Here is a 15,516-nt window from a genome sequence, read left to right as displayed (position 1 = left end):
CCCCGTGCCGCTTTAGCTCAGTTGGTAGAGCAACTGTCTTGTAAACAGTAGGTCATCCGTTCGATTCGGATAAGCGGCACCACAGAGGAATCGCCGAAGCGCCTTGAATTCAGGCGTTTCAACGAAGAAGGTCAGCGCATTGCGCTGGCCTTTTGGCATCCGCCGGTAAAATTAGCCCTTCTTTTTTGGTTTCACGGCCGCGCTCACCACTGGTACAGAATGGTCGTAGAGCTGTCGCATGGCCTCGGTCATGTGGCCACCGGATGCCTTGTCCCCGCTGTCGGTGATGCCCCGATGTTTCAGGCTGTGAGGCGCGAAGCGGCTCTCCCTGTCGATGATTCCCTCGGATATGGCACGTCGGATCAACCCCTGCCAGGCGCTGTCCAGAGCCGACTTGCTCAGGGGGTCCGACTCTGTGACGATCAGGCGCCGCTGTTCCGGGTTGATCGGCGTGGGCCGGCGATGGGCGTCCATCCGCTCTTTCCTGTACGCCTGAAGCCAGCTGACGGCGTCGTGCAGTTCTTACGTCCACTTCGTGACGATGTCGCGGGAAACGCTTGTCTCATGCTTCAGGCCATGGCCAGCCTCTCCGCTCTCATCGCTCGCGGATGCGCTCATGAAACGTGCGTCACGCTTTGCTTACTGAGAAATGCCCCACTAGGATCGGAACCGCAGCGCTGTGGCGTTGCAGGGGGGGATACCACTTTCTCGCAAAGGAGCATGCATGAAGTTGGTCATATCTGGGACACTGCTATTGGCTTTAGTAGTAAGCGCGCCAACAAAAGCGCAGCAGCTGCCCCCGCAGACAGGATTGGGTGACTGCGTAGATTTCATAATCTACGCTTCGCCCACATTGACAAATCAGGTGAACACGGCTCCCTACACCTTTGCATACTCAAGCTCTTCATGGATCGATAAGGACAACAAGGTGGTTTACGTGATGAACTACACCTGTTCTTCGGAAAATCTTCATGGCCTCTATGGAGCCGTGGGCCAGGTCTCACATGAGATGGGGCATGCATTTTTTGATGCGCCGGCATCCTTGGCAGGACCCAAGGATGCATTCGTCAAGCGCATGTGCACGGATGAGGGGCGTGCTGTCCTGAACAATTGGAAAGCCCGATCAGAGATCTTGGATACATCAGAGGGGACGGCAGAAATTCCACTTATCGCTTCGAATTCCTCACAGCTACAGGCAATCATATTGGCCGGCGGCGAGAAGCTTGACGAAAGGGTTGGAAGCAGCTTCTGCGACAACAACACCAACTCATTGACAGGCGAAAACTATCGCACCTTCTATGGAAAATGGTACGACGAGAACGTGGGCCCACAATCCCTTTATGGCACGGAGGTCTGAACTATGAAGACCAAAATTTTCGCCGCCATGTCGGCATTGGTAATACTTTATGTAGCGCCTTTGCACGTGCGAGGGGCAGGCACGGATCTACCCATTCCGAAAGCCTCAGAGCCAGCTTCTCGTGAAGACCAAAAAGCTCTGTGGAAGAGGGTGGAACAACTCTCATTTGCCGCCGTGGCCGGTGCGGACAGCGTCAAGCGTGCTTTAGCGCTGGAGCGCGGCCGTCTGCCTGGCGGAGAAGTATCTGATCTGGCTATTGGTGATCGACTCACTGGCACAAATGTTGCGCTACAGCTCGATCCTGCGGGAAAGCTGGAAGAGCTTTCATTCGACCTTCGCGGAGGCTGCATTTCGACGCGAACTCTTCTGTCGCAGTATCCCAATCTACTGGTTCTTCAGGTTCCGCATGACCCGCGGGCCAATTCGCTGGTCGGCACCACCATTGGAGGTGCACTGGCAACATTCCGAATGGCCCCAGGACCAGGACCTTGCGCGATCGGTGTGACCGTCCAGACCATTGAAATGGCCAAGGCGCAGCTTCTGCTGCGCTGAGGTAAAACGCGCCGCCGGCAGTTGCACGTCGGCGGCGCCTAACGCAAGCAATTTGTGCGGAATTGAAGCCAGACGCCTTACGCGATCTGGCGGGCGCTGTACTGAACAACAGCCTTGCCGGCAATGAACAGGTCATCGGGGGCAGCATATGGCGGGAACAGCAGGTCGGCGCTGACGATGTAGACCCCATCGGACCGGCGCTGCAGGCCCTTGATCTGCGTTTCGCCGCCAATGTTGATCACGTAGATGGCGTCACCATCGAAGTAATCGACGGCGGTATCGACCATCACCACGTCACCATTGTTGATGACGGGTGCCATGGACGGGCCTCGACCAGTGATGAGTTTGAGACGACCAAGCTGGGGCAGGAATCCAAGGCGTTGCCGGGTATCCCACTCTGCATAGTCCATGCTCCGGATCACTTCCGGGAACTCCTCATTCACCACACCCACTCCCACTCACGCGTGCCATTGGCCCCTTCGTCCGGGCCAGTGAACGACAGCGACATGACTGCATCGCCCACGCGCTGATCGGACAGGCAGGCCAGCGTCCGTGCGAATGGCTCTTCCCATGGGTTGCCGAAGAACTCCACGTGCAGGCCGCCCTACAACGGCGCCACGGTCACCCGTTCCTGCAGCGCTGCCCACAGCGGGCCGGCCGGGTCCTGGATATCCAGCTCATGCTCGGCGGCACTGTCCAGATTGAAGGCATGGATGCGTTGCTGCAGCGCCAGCAGTTGCTGCTGCGCGTGGTCGATGGGAGGAGCTGTCATGTGTGCATACCGGACGTCCGTGTGATGCGCCCGATGATAGCGCTGGCCTGATGGCGGTGGTCTGCGGCCCGTGATCGGTTGCTTGATATTCCTCACGGTCGAGCAACTCCGGCAGCCCCCATACTGGCGCCCTCCACTCAATCCTCACGAGGAAGCCGACCATGCGCCGCCACCGCTTGCCCTTGACCGTCGCGCTGCTCGCCAGCGCCTTCACCGCACCGGCGATGGCCGCCGTGCCGTTCTTCAATGCCAGCTGCCCCGGTGGGCTGGATGTCCATGCAGACGAGGGCGGGCCGGTCTATGTGCAGGGCCGCGAGACCACCCTCAAGCGCTTCAACGATCGCTATTTCGAAGCGCGCGATGCCAACAGCGGCACCACGCTTTCAATCAGCACCGGTGACGACGGTACGCCGCAGGTCAGCTACACCGGACGCGGCGGTGCCAACGGCATCTGCCAGGTCAGCAACAACGGCACGCCGGCGGCTGCCGTGGAAGGTGGCAGGCACCATCGTGATCAGGAGCGCGATGACGATGCAGCACTGCCACGCGAGGTGACCTGCGAATCCACCGACCAGCGCCAGGTGTCCTGTGACATGGACACGCGTGGCAATGTGGAGATCGTGCGCCAGCTCAGCCGTACCCGTTGCGAGCAGGGCAGCAACTGGGGCCTGTCGCGGCATTCGGTCTGGGTCAACGGCGGCTGCCGCGCGACGTTCCGCAACATGTCCAAGGCTGCAGCCAACGCGCCAGCGGGCGATACCGCGCTCGGTTCGTGCAACGCAAGCAAAGGCGCACAGGGCACGCTGGTGACCCAGGTGCCGGTCGGCACCGATTACCAGGAACTGATCATCGATTATCCCGATGGCCGTTTCCTGTGCATGATGCGCAACGACGGCCGGGTGCAGAGCGTGACGCCGATTCGCCGCCGCGGGGGTTGAGCTCATCGTGCCTGCAGCCCTAAGGTGACCACCCTTACACCCGTCTGGCGGCACCACCATGTCCCATCTTCTGGCCAAGGCAGCCGAGAAACAGGATCTTGACCGAATCGACGCATTGCTGGATGCGGGTGCCGATATCGAGTGGCAGCACAAGGGCACCGGACGTACTCCGCTGCTTTCGGCTGTGATCGCCGGAAAGACTGACTCGGTGTTGCGGCTTTTGGACCGTGGCGCCAACATCCAGCACGCCTGCACGGCGGTGGGCTTTACCGCAATGGGATGGGCGGCCGAGCGCAACGACGCAGACATCGGACGCCTGCTGATCGCACGCGGCGCCTCGCTGGACGCGGCCTCCCCAGAACTGCATCGCACACCGCTGATGGTGGCGGCGCAGGGCGGTCATCTGCCGATAGTCGAGCTGCTGCTGGCTGGCGGTGCTGATGTCGCACGCGTGGATTTCGAAGGACGTAATGCGCTGTCGCTGGCCGAAGCGCGCGGGCATGCGGCTGTGGTGCAGTGCCTGCAGGCAGCGGGCGCGCAGATGCCACCGATGTTGGAGGAGGCGCCGCCGCTTGCGTGGCCTGAACCGGCCGCAGAGGGGGAACCGGCATCAGTGGTGCGTGGCTATATGCTGGCCTGCAATGAGTGGGAAACGCGTGGTTACCGTGATGCCAAGGTCGGTGGAGTCCTGCTCGGTAGTGCAGCATTCCAACAGGAGCGCTCGGACATCCTCGCGGCCTGGTGTACCGACCGGAAGCGGGTGTATTCCACGGGCATGTCGGTGGGCAATCCGCCGGTGCACGTGCCGGAGGACCTGCTGGCCGCGGTCGGTCAGCCGACGGCCTCCAAGGCCGAAGTCCTGGTACGTGACCATGCACAGAAATCCCGCGCGCTGCGTTACGAGCGCCTGTTCGTGCTCAAGCGCGTGGCTGGGCAGTGGCGGATCGACCTGCTGAAGAAGCGCCTGTTCCGCACCGAAGCGTGGTCGTCGGCGATTCTCTGAGCACGGCCCGAAGTGCCGTCAGCCGGCGGCGTTGTACAGCACTACCCACGCCAGCATCAGGGCGAACATGCCGGCGAACGTCAGGCCAAACCACAGCGCCGCCACCTTCACGTTGCCGATCAACGCTGCCAGCATCCGCTGCGGCTCGCTCTTCAGGATCGGATATTCGGCGTGTGCCTTGCGCAGACGCTGCCAACCCAACCCGAGGAATACCAGGGTCGAGAACGGCACCAGCAGGAGCGTCGCCTGCATCAGCCAGCCATTCGGCGACGCATCCATCGAGCTGCTCAGCAGAATCGCAAAAACGGCGATGGGCAGCGCCCCGATGAAAAAGCGCGGCCAGGCGGTGTTGATGAAGGGCGACATCGCAATCTTCCATGAGGGGCGGTCGGGTCCGCGCGGCATCATGCCATGCCATGGCCCTGCTGCACCGCCGCGAGTGGTGTCACATGCGTCTGGCTAGACTGTGCTTCTTTTTCGTTCGCAGGAGGCACCCATGGCCCATCATCCCGCCGTTACCCTGATCGGCGTCCCCACCGACATCGGGGCGGGCCATCGCGGCGCCCGGCTGGGGCCGGAAGCGCTGCGCGTGGCCGGCCTGCCTGAAGCACTGGAAGCGCGTGGCGTGGACGTGCGCGACCTCGGCAACCTGGACGGCCCGCGCAACCCGTGGACCGCGCCGGTGCAGGGCTACCGTCACCTGGACGAGGTGGTGGCGTGGAACCACGCGCTGATGGAAGCCAGCTACGCCGAACTGCAGGCCGGCCGCATGCCGATCATGCTGGGCGGCGACCACTGCCTGGGCATCGGTTCGATTACTGCCGTCGCGCGTTGGTGCCGCGAGCAGGGCAAGGACCTGCGCGTGCTGTGGCTGGATGCACATTCGGATTTCAACACCAGTGAGGTGACCCCGTCGGGCAACATCCACGGCATGCCGGTGGCCTGCCTGTGCGGCCTCGGCCCGGATGCGCTGACCAGGCTGGGCGGCACTTCGCCGGCAATCAAGCCTTCACAGGTGCACCAGATCGGCATCCGTTCGGTGGACCCGGAAGAAAAGCGCCTGATCAAGACCCACAAGGTCGATGTCTACGACATGCGTTACATCGACGAGAACGGCATGAAGCGCACCGTGGAAGCGGCGCTGGCCGGCATCGACGAGAACACCCACCTGCACGTCAGCTTCGACGTCGATTTCCTCGACCCGAGCATTGCCCCGGGCGTGGGCACCACCGTGCCGGGCGGGGTGAATTACCGCGAAGCGCAGCTGGTGATGGAGATGATCGCCGACAGTGGCCGCATGGGCTCACTGGATATCGTCGAACTCAATCCGCTGCTGGACAACCACAACAGCACCGCCGAACTGGCCGTGGACCTGGTCGAAAGCCTGTTCGGGAAATCGACCCTGATGCGCGACTGAGAGGATCCAGCCTGAACGGTTGGACGAGCCGTTCACACGCGCTCCACGCCCCTGCCGCCAGATTGCACCTCACGCGGCAGTGTTGGCTTCGAGCCAGCCTGCCGCCCCGATCAATACAACCGAACCCCGTGATTGAGCGGTGTAGCGGCAAACCCAAGGAGAAGCCCATGAAGCGCGTAGTTGCCCTGATGCTGTTGTCGATGTTCTCGGTGGCCCTGCTGGCCGGTTGCAACACCGTTGCCGGTGCCGGCAAGGACGTGCAGAAGGCTGGTGAAAAGGTTGAGGATGCCGCCAAGGGCAACTGAGCCTGAGGTGGTGCGCACTACGGAAAAGGCCGGGATCTTCCCGGCCTTTTTCATGCGCGCTTGCTGCGTGTGGACGCCGCGTGTCGACCGGTAGTGAACCATTCAAGCAGGTGAGCAGGGCTTTCATGGCCGGTTGACCGTGATTCAACGTGCACTGCGCGATGCTGCAGCCACGGTAACAACGCCGTTGCATTCCAAGGAAGCCTCAGCAATGAACAAAGACATCATTTCCGGCAAGTGGTCCCAGCTCAAGGGCAAGGCCCAGGCGAAGTGGGGCGATCTGACCAATGACGATTTCGATGTGGCCGAGGGCAATGCCGAATATCTGGCGGGCCGCCTGCAGGAGCGCTATGGCTGGGCCAAGGACCGCGCAGAAACCGAAGTGCGCGATTTCGAGAAAGCGATGCACAAGGATTACCCGGACTACAAGTAACCGGGCGTCGAACGCCCGCGTTATGCCCCCACCGACAACGCCCGCGCCGGAAGGTGCGGGCGTTGTGCTGTGCGCAGATCAGCGCGCCGGCGGATCGGGCACGTAGCGGTTGGGGAAGGCCTGTGGCTGGCGATCCAGGCGCGAGGGCGAATCGAGCAGGATGCCGCGTGCACGCAGGTTTCGGGCGCTGTCGTAGCGCAGCTGCAGCACCTGTGCCGGGCTGCGGGTGGCGCGTTCGAAATCGGTATCGCGCACCGAAGAACTTTCCCGCGCACCATGCCCGGTGCCCAGCGCGGGTGCCTGCGACTTGGCCGAATAGCCTTCAATGCGGCTGGCGCTGGCGTCGGCCGCCGCCGAGGCTTCGGCCGCCGCCGGTGCCGGCCCGGCGCGACCGCGCAGGATCGGCTGCGGACGCGGGTACCAGCGACGCGCTTCCTCGAACACCGCCACGCCGACCACGCCGACGTTGTCCGGGCGGCCGGTGCGGCTGGCATAGCTGCCGCTGGGGCTGCTGAAGACGAACTGGGCCACTTCGTCCTGCGTCTTGCGCCAGCCGGTGATATCGGCGCGCTGGCCAGGGTTGAGCACGTAACCGGTCTGCGAGGGATCGGCGTCTTCACCGGAGATGGCGTTGACCCCGTCCACCGACAGCACCACCAGCACCCGTCGCGGGCTGTCGTTGTACAGGCGCACGGCATAGCGGTGGCCGCGCTCACCGGCCACCCAGCGCTGGCCGTCGGCCGGGTAGCTGCGCAGCTCGGTGCCGCGGTCGCGGTCGACCAGGGCCACGCGCACCGGGCCGTCCTGCGGCATCGGCGGGGGCAGCGGAGCCGGGCGGAAGCCGGCCAGGGGCAGGATCAGCAGCAGGGGCAGCAGGCGTTTCATCGGGCGTCTCCAGCGGGGTTGGGTGAATGAACGCGCCGGAGGCCCTGACGGGGTTGACCGTGTGCACGGTAAACTGGCCGCGTTCATAGAAGGTTTCCGCACGCAGTCATGACGACCCGAGTCCTTACCGGCATCACCCCCTCCGGCACGCCCCACCTGGGCAACTACGTTGGCGCCATCCGCCCGGCCATTGCGGCCAGCCGCGCGCCGGACATCGAGAGCTTCTTCTTCCTGGCCGATCTGCACAGCCTGATCAAGTCGCAGGACCCGCAGCGCACCCAGCGCGCTACCCTGGAGATCGCTGCCAGCTGGCTGGCCTGTGGCCTGGACCCGGAACACGTGTGGTTCTACCGCCAGAGTGACATCCGCGAGACCACCGAGCTGATGTGGTTCCTGACCGCCATCGCCAGCAAGGGCATCCTCAACCGCGCCCATGCCTACAAGGCGGCGGTGGACAAGAACCGGGAGGAAGGCCAGGACGAGGACGCAGGTGTCAGCGCCGGCCTGTTCATGTACCCGGTGCTGATGGCGGCCGACATCCTGATCTTCAAGGCCAACCAGGTACCGGTGGGCCGTGACCAGATCCAGCACATCGAGATGGCGCGCGACTTCGCCCAGCGCTTCAACCATGTGTACGGCAAGGAATATTTCCCGCTGCCGGACGTGGTGATCGACGAGCAGGTGGCAACCCTGGCGGGCCTGGATGGCCGCAAGATGAGCAAGAGCTACCACAACACCATTCCGCTGTTCGTGCCGCGCGAGGAGCTGAAGAAGCTGGTGTTCTCGATCCTGACCGACTCGCGTGCCCCGGGTGAGCCGAAGGACACCGAAGGTTCGGCGCTGTTCCAGATGTACCAGGCGTTCGCCACCCCGGAGCAGACCGCAGCCTTCGCCAAGGCCTTCGCCGATGGCATCAGCTGGGGCGATGCCAAGCAGCAGCTGTTCGAGCGCATCGACAGCGAACTGTCGCCGCTGCGCGAGCGCTACAACGCGCTGATGGCCGAGCCGGAGAAGATCGAAGCACTGCTCAAGCGCCGTGGCCAGCAGTTGCGTGAGCAGCTGGCAGCACCGCTGCTGGAAGAACTGCGCCACGCGGTGGGCCTGCGTGATCTGTCCGATGCCGGCGACATCGCCAGTGAAGATGCCGGTGAAGCCCGCGCCGCTCCGCCGCTGTTCAAGCAGTACCGCGAGAAGGACGGCCGTTTCTACTTCAAGCTCACCGCCGGTGACGGCACGCTGCTGATCCAGAGCGAAGGCTTCGACTCGCCGCGCGATGCCGGACAGCTGATCGCCGTGCTGAAGCAGGCCGAGCAGGGTGACCAGCTACAGAGCGATCTGTTCAAGCTGGAAGCCGAGGTGGATGCGGTGCTGGCGGCGTTGGCCGTGTTGCGAGCCAACTGATCGGTAGTGCCGACCTTGGTCGGCGCTGTTGGATGGTGGATGCCGGCCAGCGGCCGGCACTACCACGGCATTGCACCCATGGCATGATGTGCGCGCGCCTTCGGCGCGATGACATGGAGTCTGCAATGGCCTGGTTGTCGCTGCTGCTGTTCCTGCCCTGGTTCATTCTGCTGGGCAGCCTGTACTGGCTGTTTCCGCGCCAGCCGCGTACCGCGCGGCGACGCCTGTTCGATGGCGCCACGCTGGCACTGGCGCTGTCGCTGAGCATCGTGGCGATGCTGTGGGGTCACCACATCGGTCTGGTACAGCCGGGCGCCGGGCCGATCTGGCCGCAGGTGCTGGCGGTGCTGTATGCCTATGGCGCGTTCCTGGCGGTGCTGGTACTGGCGCTGCTGCTGAGGCCGCGGTTTGCATTGCGCTGCAGCTGATTGGTAGTGCCGGCCACTGGCCGGCAACTGCATTCAACTGGCCAACCCGGGATTGCCGGCCAGCGGCCGGCACCATCCGACCAAAGCCGCATCGATCACGCCATGCCGGCGCGCCTACCATGGGTGTCTGTTCCCGATCCTGCCAGGTGCGCGTCGATGACCGCCGATCCCAGCATCCACACCATCGATACCGGTTTCCAACGGCCTGACTTCGATGCCGCCTACCTGATCATCGAAAACGGTCGTGCTGCGTTCGTCGACTGCGGTACCGGCCTGTCGGTGCCAGCGATGCTGCAGGCCCTGGCCGACAACGGGCTGGGCGTGGAGGCGGTGGACTGGCTGCTGCTGACCCACGTGCACCTGGATCATGCCGGTGGCGCTGGCCTGCTGATGCAGCAGTTGCCCAATGCGCGCGCGGTGCTGCATCCGCGCGGCGCGCCGCACATGATCGATCCGACCCGGCTGATCGCCGGTGCCACGGCCGTTTATGGCGCTAAGGAAATCGCCCGCAGCTATGGCCGTATCGAAGCGATTCCCGAGCAGCGCGTGGTGGTGGCTGACGACGGCCAGCGCATCGACCTCGCCGGCCGCGAGCTGGTGCTGCTGCATACCCCGGGCCACGCGCTGCACCACTACTGCGTGTGGGATGCGCGCAGCCGCAGCTGGTTCACCGGCGATACCTTCGGTATCTCCTACCGCGAGCTGGACAGCGCGCAGGGCGCTTTCATCTTCCCCACCTCATCGCCGGTGCAGTTCGACCCGGAAGCGATGAAGGCGTCGATCCAGCGCATGCTCGGTTACGCACCGCAGGCGATGTACCTGACCCATTACGGTCGTGTGGAACAGGTCGAAAAGCTGGCTGGGGATCTGTTCGAACAGATTGACGCGATGGCGGCAATCGGCCGCCAGTGCGACGGTCGCCCCGATCGTCATCGCTGCCTGTTGGCCGCGTTGCAGGCGCTGTACCTGGAGCGTGCACAGCAGCATGGCTGCGCGCTGGACCAGGCTGCAGTGAGCGAAGTACTGGCGATGGATATCGAACTCAACGCGCAGGGCCTGGCCTGCTGGCTGGACCGTGTATCGCGCTGACCTGCGCACTCCCTGGCGGCGTAGATCCGCTGCGCCCCTGGTAGATCCACGCCATGCGTGGATGACACGGTTCCGGGCCGCGCCGCGATGTCACGACCACGTTACACTCTGGTGACTTTCAAGCTAGCCGTGGTGTTGCCGTGAACCCGATGCGCGTATTGCTGCTGTCGTCCTGCCTGTTCGTCGGTGGCCTGGCCCATGCGGCCAATGACCTGCCCGGCGGCGGCATCGATCCGCAGGCGCTGTCGCGTCATGTGCGTGTGCTCGCCTCGGACGAATTCGAAGGCCGTGCACCGGCCACCGAAGGCGAAGAACGCACCGTGCAGTACCTGATCGAGCAGTTCCGCAGCTACGGCCTGCAGCCGGGTGGCGTGGACGGCAGCTGGGTACAGCCGGTACCGCTGGTGCGCGCGCAGCTGGACGGCCAGGCCAAGGCCAGTCTTGCCCTGAAGGGCGGCAAGCGCGCGCTGGCCAATGGCGTGGACGTGACCCTGCAGAGCCTGCAGCCGCGCAAGCGCGTGCAGATCAAGGAGGCGCCGCTGGTGTTCGTCGGCTACGGCATCGACGCGCCCGAGCGCCACTGGAATGACTACAAGGACGTGGACCTGCACGGCAAGATCGCCGTGGTATTGATCAACGATGCCGATTTTGAAGCCGACGCGCCAGGTGCGTTCGATGGCAAGGCGGTGACCTACTACGGCCGCTGGACCTACAAGTTCGAGGAAGCCGCGCGCCGGGGTGCCGAAGGCGTGCTGATCGTGCACGAGACCGCACCGGCCGCCTATGGCTGGGCCACGGTGAAGAGTTCGGGCACCTCGCCGCTGTTCGACATCGAGCGCGGCCAGGCCGAGGCGATGGCCCAGCACACGCCGCTGCGTGGCTGGATGCAGCGTGAGCTGGCCGAACAGATCTTCGCCGACGCCGGCCTGGATTTCGACACCGAGAAGCGCAAGGCGATGAGTGCGGACTTCCGCCCGGTTGCGCTGGACAACGCGAAGCTGAGCGTCGATTTCGCACTCAAGCGCGAGCAGGTGGTGACCCGCAACGTGGTGGCCAAGCTGCCCGGTGGCGAGCACGCTGATGAGGCGGTGATCTTCTCGGCGCACTGGGATGCCTTCGGCATCGGCCAGGCCGACGCCAGGGGTGATCGCATCCGCCGTGGTGCGATTGACAACGCCACCGGCGTGGCCACCGTGCTGGAACTGGGCCGGGTGTTCGCCGCCGGCCCGCAGCCGCAGCGCACCCTGTACTTCGTCGCCCTGACCGCCGAAGAGAAGGGCCTGCTGGGCGCCAGCTACTACGCCGCGCACCCGCTGGCGCCGCTGGACAAGACGGCTGCGGTGCTGAACATCGAGATGTTCAGCCCCGATGGTGCCACCCGTGACATCGCCTCGTGGGGCAAGGGCCGGGTGTCGCTGGAAGGCGACCTGGAACGCGTGGCCAAGGCCCGTGGACGCAGCTACAGCCCGGATCCGAACCTGGAAGCCGGCTTCTTCTACCGTGCCGACCACTTCGCCTTCGCCCGCCTGGGCGTGCCGGCGATCACCATCGGCCCGGGGCTGGACAAGCTTGAGGGCGGCGTCCAGGCCGGTCGCTCGCTGCGCGAGAAGTACTTCGCCGACTGCTACCACCAAGCCTGCGATGCATGGACGCCGAGCTGGGATCCGGCGGGCCACGCGGCCGACACCCTGCTGGTCTACGACCTGGGCGCCGAACTGGCCAACAGCCGTCGCTGGCCGCAGTGGGAGAAGGAATCGGAATTCCACGGCGCCCGCGAGAAGAGCGAAGCCGCCCGCCGGTAAACGCACGGCAATGCCGGCCGCTTGCCGGCAACCTCCAAACGCATGGTAGTGCCGGCCGCTGGCCGGCAACCTCATGAACCTTCCGAAAGGATGTGCAGTTGCCGGCCAGCGGCCGGCACTACCCTTCTCAGCCGCGTGGCCGCAGCAGCTTCCAAGCGCCCCAACCGGCGGCGGCGAGCGCGGCCAGGTAGCAGGCCACCATCGTACGCAGGCTGGCCACCGGTGCGGGGTTGATGCCCCGGCTCAGACGCAGATGCAGGGTGCTGGCACCGCTGCCCAGATCCGCTGCCAGCTGCAGCACCAGGGCCGCGCAGAACGCCAGCAGGGCAATACCGAAGCCGATGCGTGGCCAACTCGCCTGGGCGCCGGGCCTGAGGATCAGCCATGCCAGCAGGGTTGCCGCGCCCAGACCCAGTGCGATCCACACCAGCGGCGTGGCAGGAGATGCGGCGGCCACCGGCACTGCACCGGTGGCCGCGATCGCTACGGCGCGCTTACTTGCGGGTGCCGTCGAGCCAGTTGGGGCCCTTGTTGGTGAGGAAGAACACATAGACCACCAACGATACCGCGATCGTTGCGGTGACGTAGATGGCGAACCAGTCCACGTGGCCGGTCTTCAATGCGCCCTGGTACAGCAGCGGTGCGGTGCCGCCGAACAGCGAATTGGCCAATGCATAACCCAGGCCCACGCCCAGTGCACGCACGTGGGTTGGGAACAGTTCGGCCTTCACCACAGCGTTGATCGAGGTGTAGCCGGTGAGGATGACAAAGCCCAGTGCCAAGGTCAGGAACGCCAGCGTCGCATCATGCTGGTGCGGCAATGCGGTGATCAGGTACCAGCTGTAGAGCACGCCGCCCACGCCGAAGAACACCAGCAGGGTCTTGCGGCCGATGATGTCCGACAGCCAGCCGCCGACCGGCTGCAGCACCATCAGGAACGCCAGCACGCCCAGATTGATCAGCGTGCCAGTCATCGGGTCGTTGCCGGCGAAGGCGCTCTGGATCATCTTCGGGCCGTTCACCGAGTATGTGTAGAAGGCCACGGTGCCACCGGCGGTGATCAGGAAGCACAGCAGCAGCGGACGCCACTGGTGCACGAACAGTTCGTACATCGAGCCGGACTTCCTGTCCTTGCCCTCGCGGGCCGCTTCGATCGACGACTCCGACAGCGACTCGTCCATGCCACGGCGCAGCCAGAACACGACCACGGCGGCAATGCCACCGATGCCGAACGCGATGCGCCAGCCCCATTCGGAGATTTCCGGCTTGCCCCAGAAGGTCAGCATCAGCAGCAGGGTCAGCTGCGCCAGCACGTGGCCACCGACCAGGGTGACGTAATGGAAGGAGGACAGGAAGCCGCGGCGACCGGGGATGGCGGCTTCGGACATGTAGGTGGCGCTGGCACCGTATTCACCACCGGTGGCAAAGCCCTGCAGCAGGCGCGCCAGCAGCAGGATGACCGCCGCCCAGATGCCGATGCTGGCGGCGGTGGGGGTGATGGCGATGAGGAACGAGCAGAGCGCCATCAGCGTGACCGACACGGTCAGCGCCAGCCGACGGCCATGGCGGTCGGCGAAGCGGCCGAAGAACCAGGCGCCGATCGGGCGCATCAGGAAGGTCGCCGCGAAGATCGCCCACACATACATCGTGGAGTTCTTGTCATCCGGTGAGAAGAACTGCGATTCGAAGTACACGGCAAACACCGAGTACACGTAGACGTCGTACCACTCCACCAGGTTGCCGGCGGAGCCTTTGAGGGTGTTGGAGATGGAACGCCGCAGGGCGGCGCCGTCGGTGCTGGGGACAGCGGATTGGGACGTGGTGCTCATCCGGGTGGGGATCCTCGATGCGGTGCGTCCATGCGGGAAATTGCGCTGCCAGGCGCGCGGTGCGCTGCCGGCCAGCCTCCTTGGTACTGCATCCCACGTCAACGCCGGGTGCCGAACGGGCGGGCGGGGGATGTGACCCTATAGCGTGCCAGCGGGCGGAAGGTCAGGCCATAACCAATACGTCCTAGGCCGGATGCCTGAGCCGCGCGTCTGGCGACATCTTCAGGACTTGTGGGGACGCGAAGTTTCGACCGGGGACACAATGGCGGTTCTGAAGCTGTTTCGGGCCCAAATGCGACAAAGTGCGGCGGTGGCGGCCAGAAGCATTAGCGACGCTGCAACTTCCCACGCAGGGACGTCGACATACAGCAGGCGCACCGGCATGGCGGCCATCGAGGTAAATGGAAACCAGGAGAGCAGCTGGATGAACGTGCCATCCGGGGCGCGCAATCCGCCGAAGCCGATCATGATCATGGTCACCGGAAAGGCAGCCAGACTGTTCCGGAATGCTGAATGGGGGGAGCGGATCATTGTGGCGCAAGCGGCGAAGAACCAGTTCCAGAGCAGCAGCCCGAACAGGCAGAAGGCCAAAAGACTTGATGCGATTGCCCAGGAATTGTCTGGAAGGTGGATGGGCCCCATCGTGCTACCGGAAACAAGTACCCATCCAACCAGTGCATAGGTGCCATACACCGTGACCGTCTTGAGGCCATGGAGGATTGCAGCGCTCACCTTGCAGTCAAGCCAGAAGCCTGGCGGCGTCGCGCTCAGGATCATCTCAGTGGCCGAAGCAAACCGCTCTGCCAACAATCCATGGAACAACATTCCAAGACAGCCCAGGATTGACAGCATTGTCAGCACGACCATCGCGATGGAGACGGCAGCCAGTGGCGCTTGACCCCTAATCATCACGCCGTTCTGATCCATGACCTGCAGCAGGACCGGGGTATCGGCTTTCTGCAGTTCCTCAGTGGATACGTCAAGGGAAGACAGAATATGGCGACGTTGCAGCACGTTGAGGCTCTGCTGAAGATCACCCGCCCAGCTGGGAGAGCGTGCGATCTCAAGTGAGTAGCCGTCTTCGCGGGATTTCAGAATGGGATAGCTGTCGCTTGCAGTGATCTCTCCTGTGTCCAGAAACCGGAAGCGATCGTGCGTCAGACCCGCCACTGGCGTATCAGCAGCGTGTAGATACACGACAGAAGCGGCTTCGCGGGTGACAACGGCATCGCCGGCGAGCTTCACCAAGGCGATCACGATTAGCAGAAGCATCCCCAGGAGTTCCCCTTTCATATCCAGATGCCT

The 15,516-nt window shown here is 64.2% G+C and carries 19 protein-coding genes and 1 tRNA gene; 12 read left to right on the top strand and 8 right to left on the bottom strand.

The genetic code is table 11. From position 1 onward, the window contains the following. Positions 1-6 precede the first annotated feature (6 nt). Positions 7-82: transfer RNA gene (locus tag K5K93_RS11405), tRNA-Thr, on the top strand. Between the two features lie 89 nt (positions 83-171). Here K5K93_RS11405 and K5K93_RS11400 read toward each other — a convergent pair. Beyond that, positions 172-474: a hypothetical protein gene (locus tag K5K93_RS11400; protein WP_222387936.1), complete on the bottom strand. Its 303-nt coding sequence runs from the start codon at positions 472-474 to the stop codon at positions 172-174. A 250-nt stretch (positions 475-724) separates the two neighbouring features. Between K5K93_RS11400 and K5K93_RS11395 the strand changes: the two genes are divergently transcribed. Beyond that, entirely contained in the window at positions 725-1,357 is a 633-nt protein-coding gene (locus tag K5K93_RS11395) for a hypothetical protein (protein WP_222387935.1), read from the top strand. Positions 1,358-1,360: 3 nt separating this feature from the next. Further along, positions 1,361-1,909: a hypothetical protein gene (locus tag K5K93_RS11390; protein WP_222387934.1), complete on the top strand. Its 549-nt coding sequence runs from the start codon at positions 1,361-1,363 to the stop codon at positions 1,907-1,909. 77 nt (positions 1,910-1,986) lie between these two features. Here K5K93_RS11390 and K5K93_RS11385 read toward each other — a convergent pair whose 3' ends face one another. Both K5K93_RS11385 and K5K93_RS11380 read right to left on the bottom strand, forming a co-directional pair. After that, a complete protein-coding gene (locus K5K93_RS11385) occupies positions 1,987-2,352 on the bottom strand; it encodes a S24 family peptidase (RefSeq protein ID WP_261311837.1) in 366 nt (121 codons plus the stop codon). A 161-nt stretch (positions 2,353-2,513) separates the two neighbouring features. Next, the gene (locus K5K93_RS11380; RefSeq protein ID WP_222387933.1) at positions 2,514-2,681 is read right to left on the bottom strand and encodes a hypothetical protein; all 168 of its coding nucleotides are present in this window, start codon (positions 2,679-2,681) and stop codon (positions 2,514-2,516) included. A gap of 161 nt (positions 2,682-2,842) precedes the next feature. Between K5K93_RS11380 and K5K93_RS11375 the strand changes: the two genes are divergently transcribed. Together K5K93_RS11375 and K5K93_RS11370 are read left to right on the top strand one after the other, a co-directional pair. After that, positions 2,843-3,619, top strand: coding sequence for a DUF3011 domain-containing protein (locus K5K93_RS11375; RefSeq protein ID WP_222387932.1), 777 nt, complete (start codon positions 2,843-2,845; stop codon positions 3,617-3,619). A 58-nt stretch (positions 3,620-3,677) separates the two neighbouring features. Next, positions 3,678-4,622 (top strand): ankyrin repeat domain-containing protein, encoded by a 945-nt coding sequence (locus tag K5K93_RS11370; RefSeq protein ID WP_222387931.1) that lies wholly within the window; start codon positions 3,678-3,680, stop codon positions 4,620-4,622. 18 nt (positions 4,623-4,640) lie between these two features. Here K5K93_RS11370 and K5K93_RS11365 read toward each other — a convergent pair whose 3' ends face one another. Beyond that, positions 4,641-4,988 carry a hypothetical protein gene (locus tag K5K93_RS11365; RefSeq protein ID WP_093820738.1) on the bottom strand — a complete coding sequence of 116 codons (348 nt, stop codon included), beginning with the start codon at positions 4,986-4,988 and terminating at the stop codon, positions 4,641-4,643. Positions 4,989-5,118: 130 nt separating this feature from the next. Between K5K93_RS11365 and rocF the strand changes: the two genes are divergently transcribed. From rocF to K5K93_RS11350, 3 genes are all read left to right on the top strand, one after another. After that, the gene (rocF, locus tag K5K93_RS11360; RefSeq protein WP_080150399.1) at positions 5,119-6,039 is read left to right on the top strand and encodes an arginase; all 921 of its coding nucleotides are present in this window, start codon (positions 5,119-5,121) and stop codon (positions 6,037-6,039) included. Between the two features lie 167 nt (positions 6,040-6,206). Then, positions 6,207-6,344 (top strand): entericidin A/B family lipoprotein, encoded by a 138-nt coding sequence (locus K5K93_RS11355; protein WP_019661832.1) that lies wholly within the window; start codon positions 6,207-6,209, stop codon positions 6,342-6,344. Positions 6,345-6,555: 211 nt separating this feature from the next. Continuing rightward, on the top strand, positions 6,556-6,777 hold the full coding sequence (locus K5K93_RS11350; protein WP_025878332.1) for a CsbD family protein: 222 nt from the start codon (positions 6,556-6,558) through the stop codon (positions 6,775-6,777). Positions 6,778-6,855: 78 nt separating this feature from the next. Here the strand turns inward: K5K93_RS11350 and K5K93_RS11345 are convergent, their stop codons facing one another. Further along, complete coding sequence (locus K5K93_RS11345; protein ID WP_140227886.1) at positions 6,856-7,662, bottom strand: hypothetical protein; 807 nt, start codon at positions 7,660-7,662, stop codon at positions 6,856-6,858. A 108-nt stretch (positions 7,663-7,770) separates the two neighbouring features. Here K5K93_RS11345 and K5K93_RS11340 point away from each other — a divergent pair, with 108 nt between their 5' ends. The 4 genes from K5K93_RS11340 to K5K93_RS11325 all read left to right on the top strand — a co-directional run bounded on the left by K5K93_RS11340 (position 7,771) and on the right by K5K93_RS11325 (position 12,382). Then, positions 7,771-9,063, top strand: coding sequence for a tryptophan--tRNA ligase (locus K5K93_RS11340; RefSeq protein ID WP_222387930.1), 1,293 nt, complete (start codon positions 7,771-7,773; stop codon positions 9,061-9,063). Between the two features lie 125 nt (positions 9,064-9,188). Beyond that, the gene (locus tag K5K93_RS11335; RefSeq protein WP_222387929.1) at positions 9,189-9,491 is read left to right on the top strand and encodes a hypothetical protein; all 303 of its coding nucleotides are present in this window, start codon (positions 9,189-9,191) and stop codon (positions 9,489-9,491) included. 156 nt (positions 9,492-9,647) lie between these two features. Then, the gene (locus tag K5K93_RS11330; protein ID WP_222387928.1) at positions 9,648-10,580 is read left to right on the top strand and encodes an MBL fold metallo-hydrolase; all 933 of its coding nucleotides are present in this window, start codon (positions 9,648-9,650) and stop codon (positions 10,578-10,580) included. 149 nt (positions 10,581-10,729) lie between these two features. Next, positions 10,730-12,382 carry a M28 family metallopeptidase gene (locus K5K93_RS11325; protein ID WP_222391049.1) on the top strand — a complete coding sequence of 551 codons (1,653 nt, stop codon included), beginning with the start codon at positions 10,730-10,732 and terminating at the stop codon, positions 12,380-12,382. Positions 12,383-12,509: 127 nt separating this feature from the next. On the opposite strand, the gene K5K93_RS11320 is transcribed toward K5K93_RS11325, so the two are convergent. The 3 genes from K5K93_RS11320 to K5K93_RS11310 form a co-directional block, all read right to left on the bottom strand. Then, on the bottom strand, positions 12,510-12,839 hold the full coding sequence (locus K5K93_RS11320; RefSeq protein ID WP_093820726.1) for a hypothetical protein: 330 nt from the start codon (positions 12,837-12,839) through the stop codon (positions 12,510-12,512). 37 nt (positions 12,840-12,876) lie between these two features. Continuing rightward, the gene (locus K5K93_RS11315) at positions 12,877-14,211 is read right to left on the bottom strand and encodes an MFS transporter (protein ID WP_093820724.1); all 1,335 of its coding nucleotides are present in this window, start codon (positions 14,209-14,211) and stop codon (positions 12,877-12,879) included. A 222-nt stretch (positions 14,212-14,433) separates the two neighbouring features. Beyond that, positions 14,434-15,504 (bottom strand): ABC transporter permease, encoded by a 1,071-nt coding sequence (locus K5K93_RS11310; protein WP_261311836.1) that lies wholly within the window; start codon positions 15,502-15,504, stop codon positions 14,434-14,436. Between the last annotated feature and the right edge of the window lie 12 nt (positions 15,505-15,516).

Source organism: Stenotrophomonas sp. DR822 (assembly GCF_019793815.1).
GTDB lineage: Bacteria > Pseudomonadota > Gammaproteobacteria > Xanthomonadales > Xanthomonadaceae > Stenotrophomonas > Stenotrophomonas indicatrix.
This window is presented reverse-complemented; position numbering and strand designations above follow the sequence as displayed.

What these genes read in the sequence shown, in the direction of transcription:
- K5K93_RS11400 (WP_222387936.1), bottom strand. Translation starts at nt 474, where the DNA reads ATGGACGCCCATCGCCGGCCCACGCCGATCAACCCGGAACAGCGGCGC.
- K5K93_RS11395 (WP_222387935.1), top strand. Translation starts at nt 725, where the DNA reads ATGAAGTTGGTCATATCTGGGACACTGCTATTGGCTTTAGTAGTAAGC.
- K5K93_RS11390 (WP_222387934.1), top strand. Translation starts at nt 1,361, where the DNA reads ATGAAGACCAAAATTTTCGCCGCCATGTCGGCATTGGTAATACTTTAT.
- K5K93_RS11380 (WP_222387933.1), bottom strand. Translation starts at nt 2,681, where the DNA reads ATGACAGCTCCTCCCATCGACCACGCGCAGCAGCAACTGCTGGCGCTG.
- K5K93_RS11375 (WP_222387932.1), top strand. Translation starts at nt 2,843, where the DNA reads ATGCGCCGCCACCGCTTGCCCTTGACCGTCGCGCTGCTCGCCAGCGCC.
- K5K93_RS11370 (WP_222387931.1), top strand. Translation starts at nt 3,678, where the DNA reads ATGTCCCATCTTCTGGCCAAGGCAGCCGAGAAACAGGATCTTGACCGA.
- K5K93_RS11365 (WP_093820738.1), bottom strand. Translation starts at nt 4,988, where the DNA reads ATGTCGCCCTTCATCAACACCGCCTGGCCGCGCTTTTTCATCGGGGCG.
- rocF (WP_080150399.1), top strand. Translation starts at nt 5,119, where the DNA reads ATGGCCCATCATCCCGCCGTTACCCTGATCGGCGTCCCCACCGACATC.
- K5K93_RS11355 (WP_019661832.1), top strand. Translation starts at nt 6,207, where the DNA reads ATGAAGCGCGTAGTTGCCCTGATGCTGTTGTCGATGTTCTCGGTGGCC.
- K5K93_RS11350 (WP_025878332.1), top strand. Translation starts at nt 6,556, where the DNA reads ATGAACAAAGACATCATTTCCGGCAAGTGGTCCCAGCTCAAGGGCAAG.
- K5K93_RS11345 (WP_140227886.1), bottom strand. Translation starts at nt 7,662, where the DNA reads ATGAAACGCCTGCTGCCCCTGCTGCTGATCCTGCCCCTGGCCGGCTTC.
- K5K93_RS11340 (WP_222387930.1), top strand. Translation starts at nt 7,771, where the DNA reads ATGACGACCCGAGTCCTTACCGGCATCACCCCCTCCGGCACGCCCCAC.
- K5K93_RS11335 (WP_222387929.1), top strand. Translation starts at nt 9,189, where the DNA reads ATGGCCTGGTTGTCGCTGCTGCTGTTCCTGCCCTGGTTCATTCTGCTG.
- K5K93_RS11330 (WP_222387928.1), top strand. Translation starts at nt 9,648, where the DNA reads ATGACCGCCGATCCCAGCATCCACACCATCGATACCGGTTTCCAACGG.
- K5K93_RS11325 (WP_222391049.1), top strand. Translation starts at nt 10,730, where the DNA reads ATGCGCGTATTGCTGCTGTCGTCCTGCCTGTTCGTCGGTGGCCTGGCC.
- K5K93_RS11315 (WP_093820724.1), bottom strand. Translation starts at nt 14,211, where the DNA reads ATGAGCACCACGTCCCAATCCGCTGTCCCCAGCACCGACGGCGCCGCC.
- K5K93_RS11310 (WP_261311836.1), bottom strand. Translation starts at nt 15,504, where the DNA reads ATGAAAGGGGAACTCCTGGGGATGCTTCTGCTAATCGTGATCGCCTTG.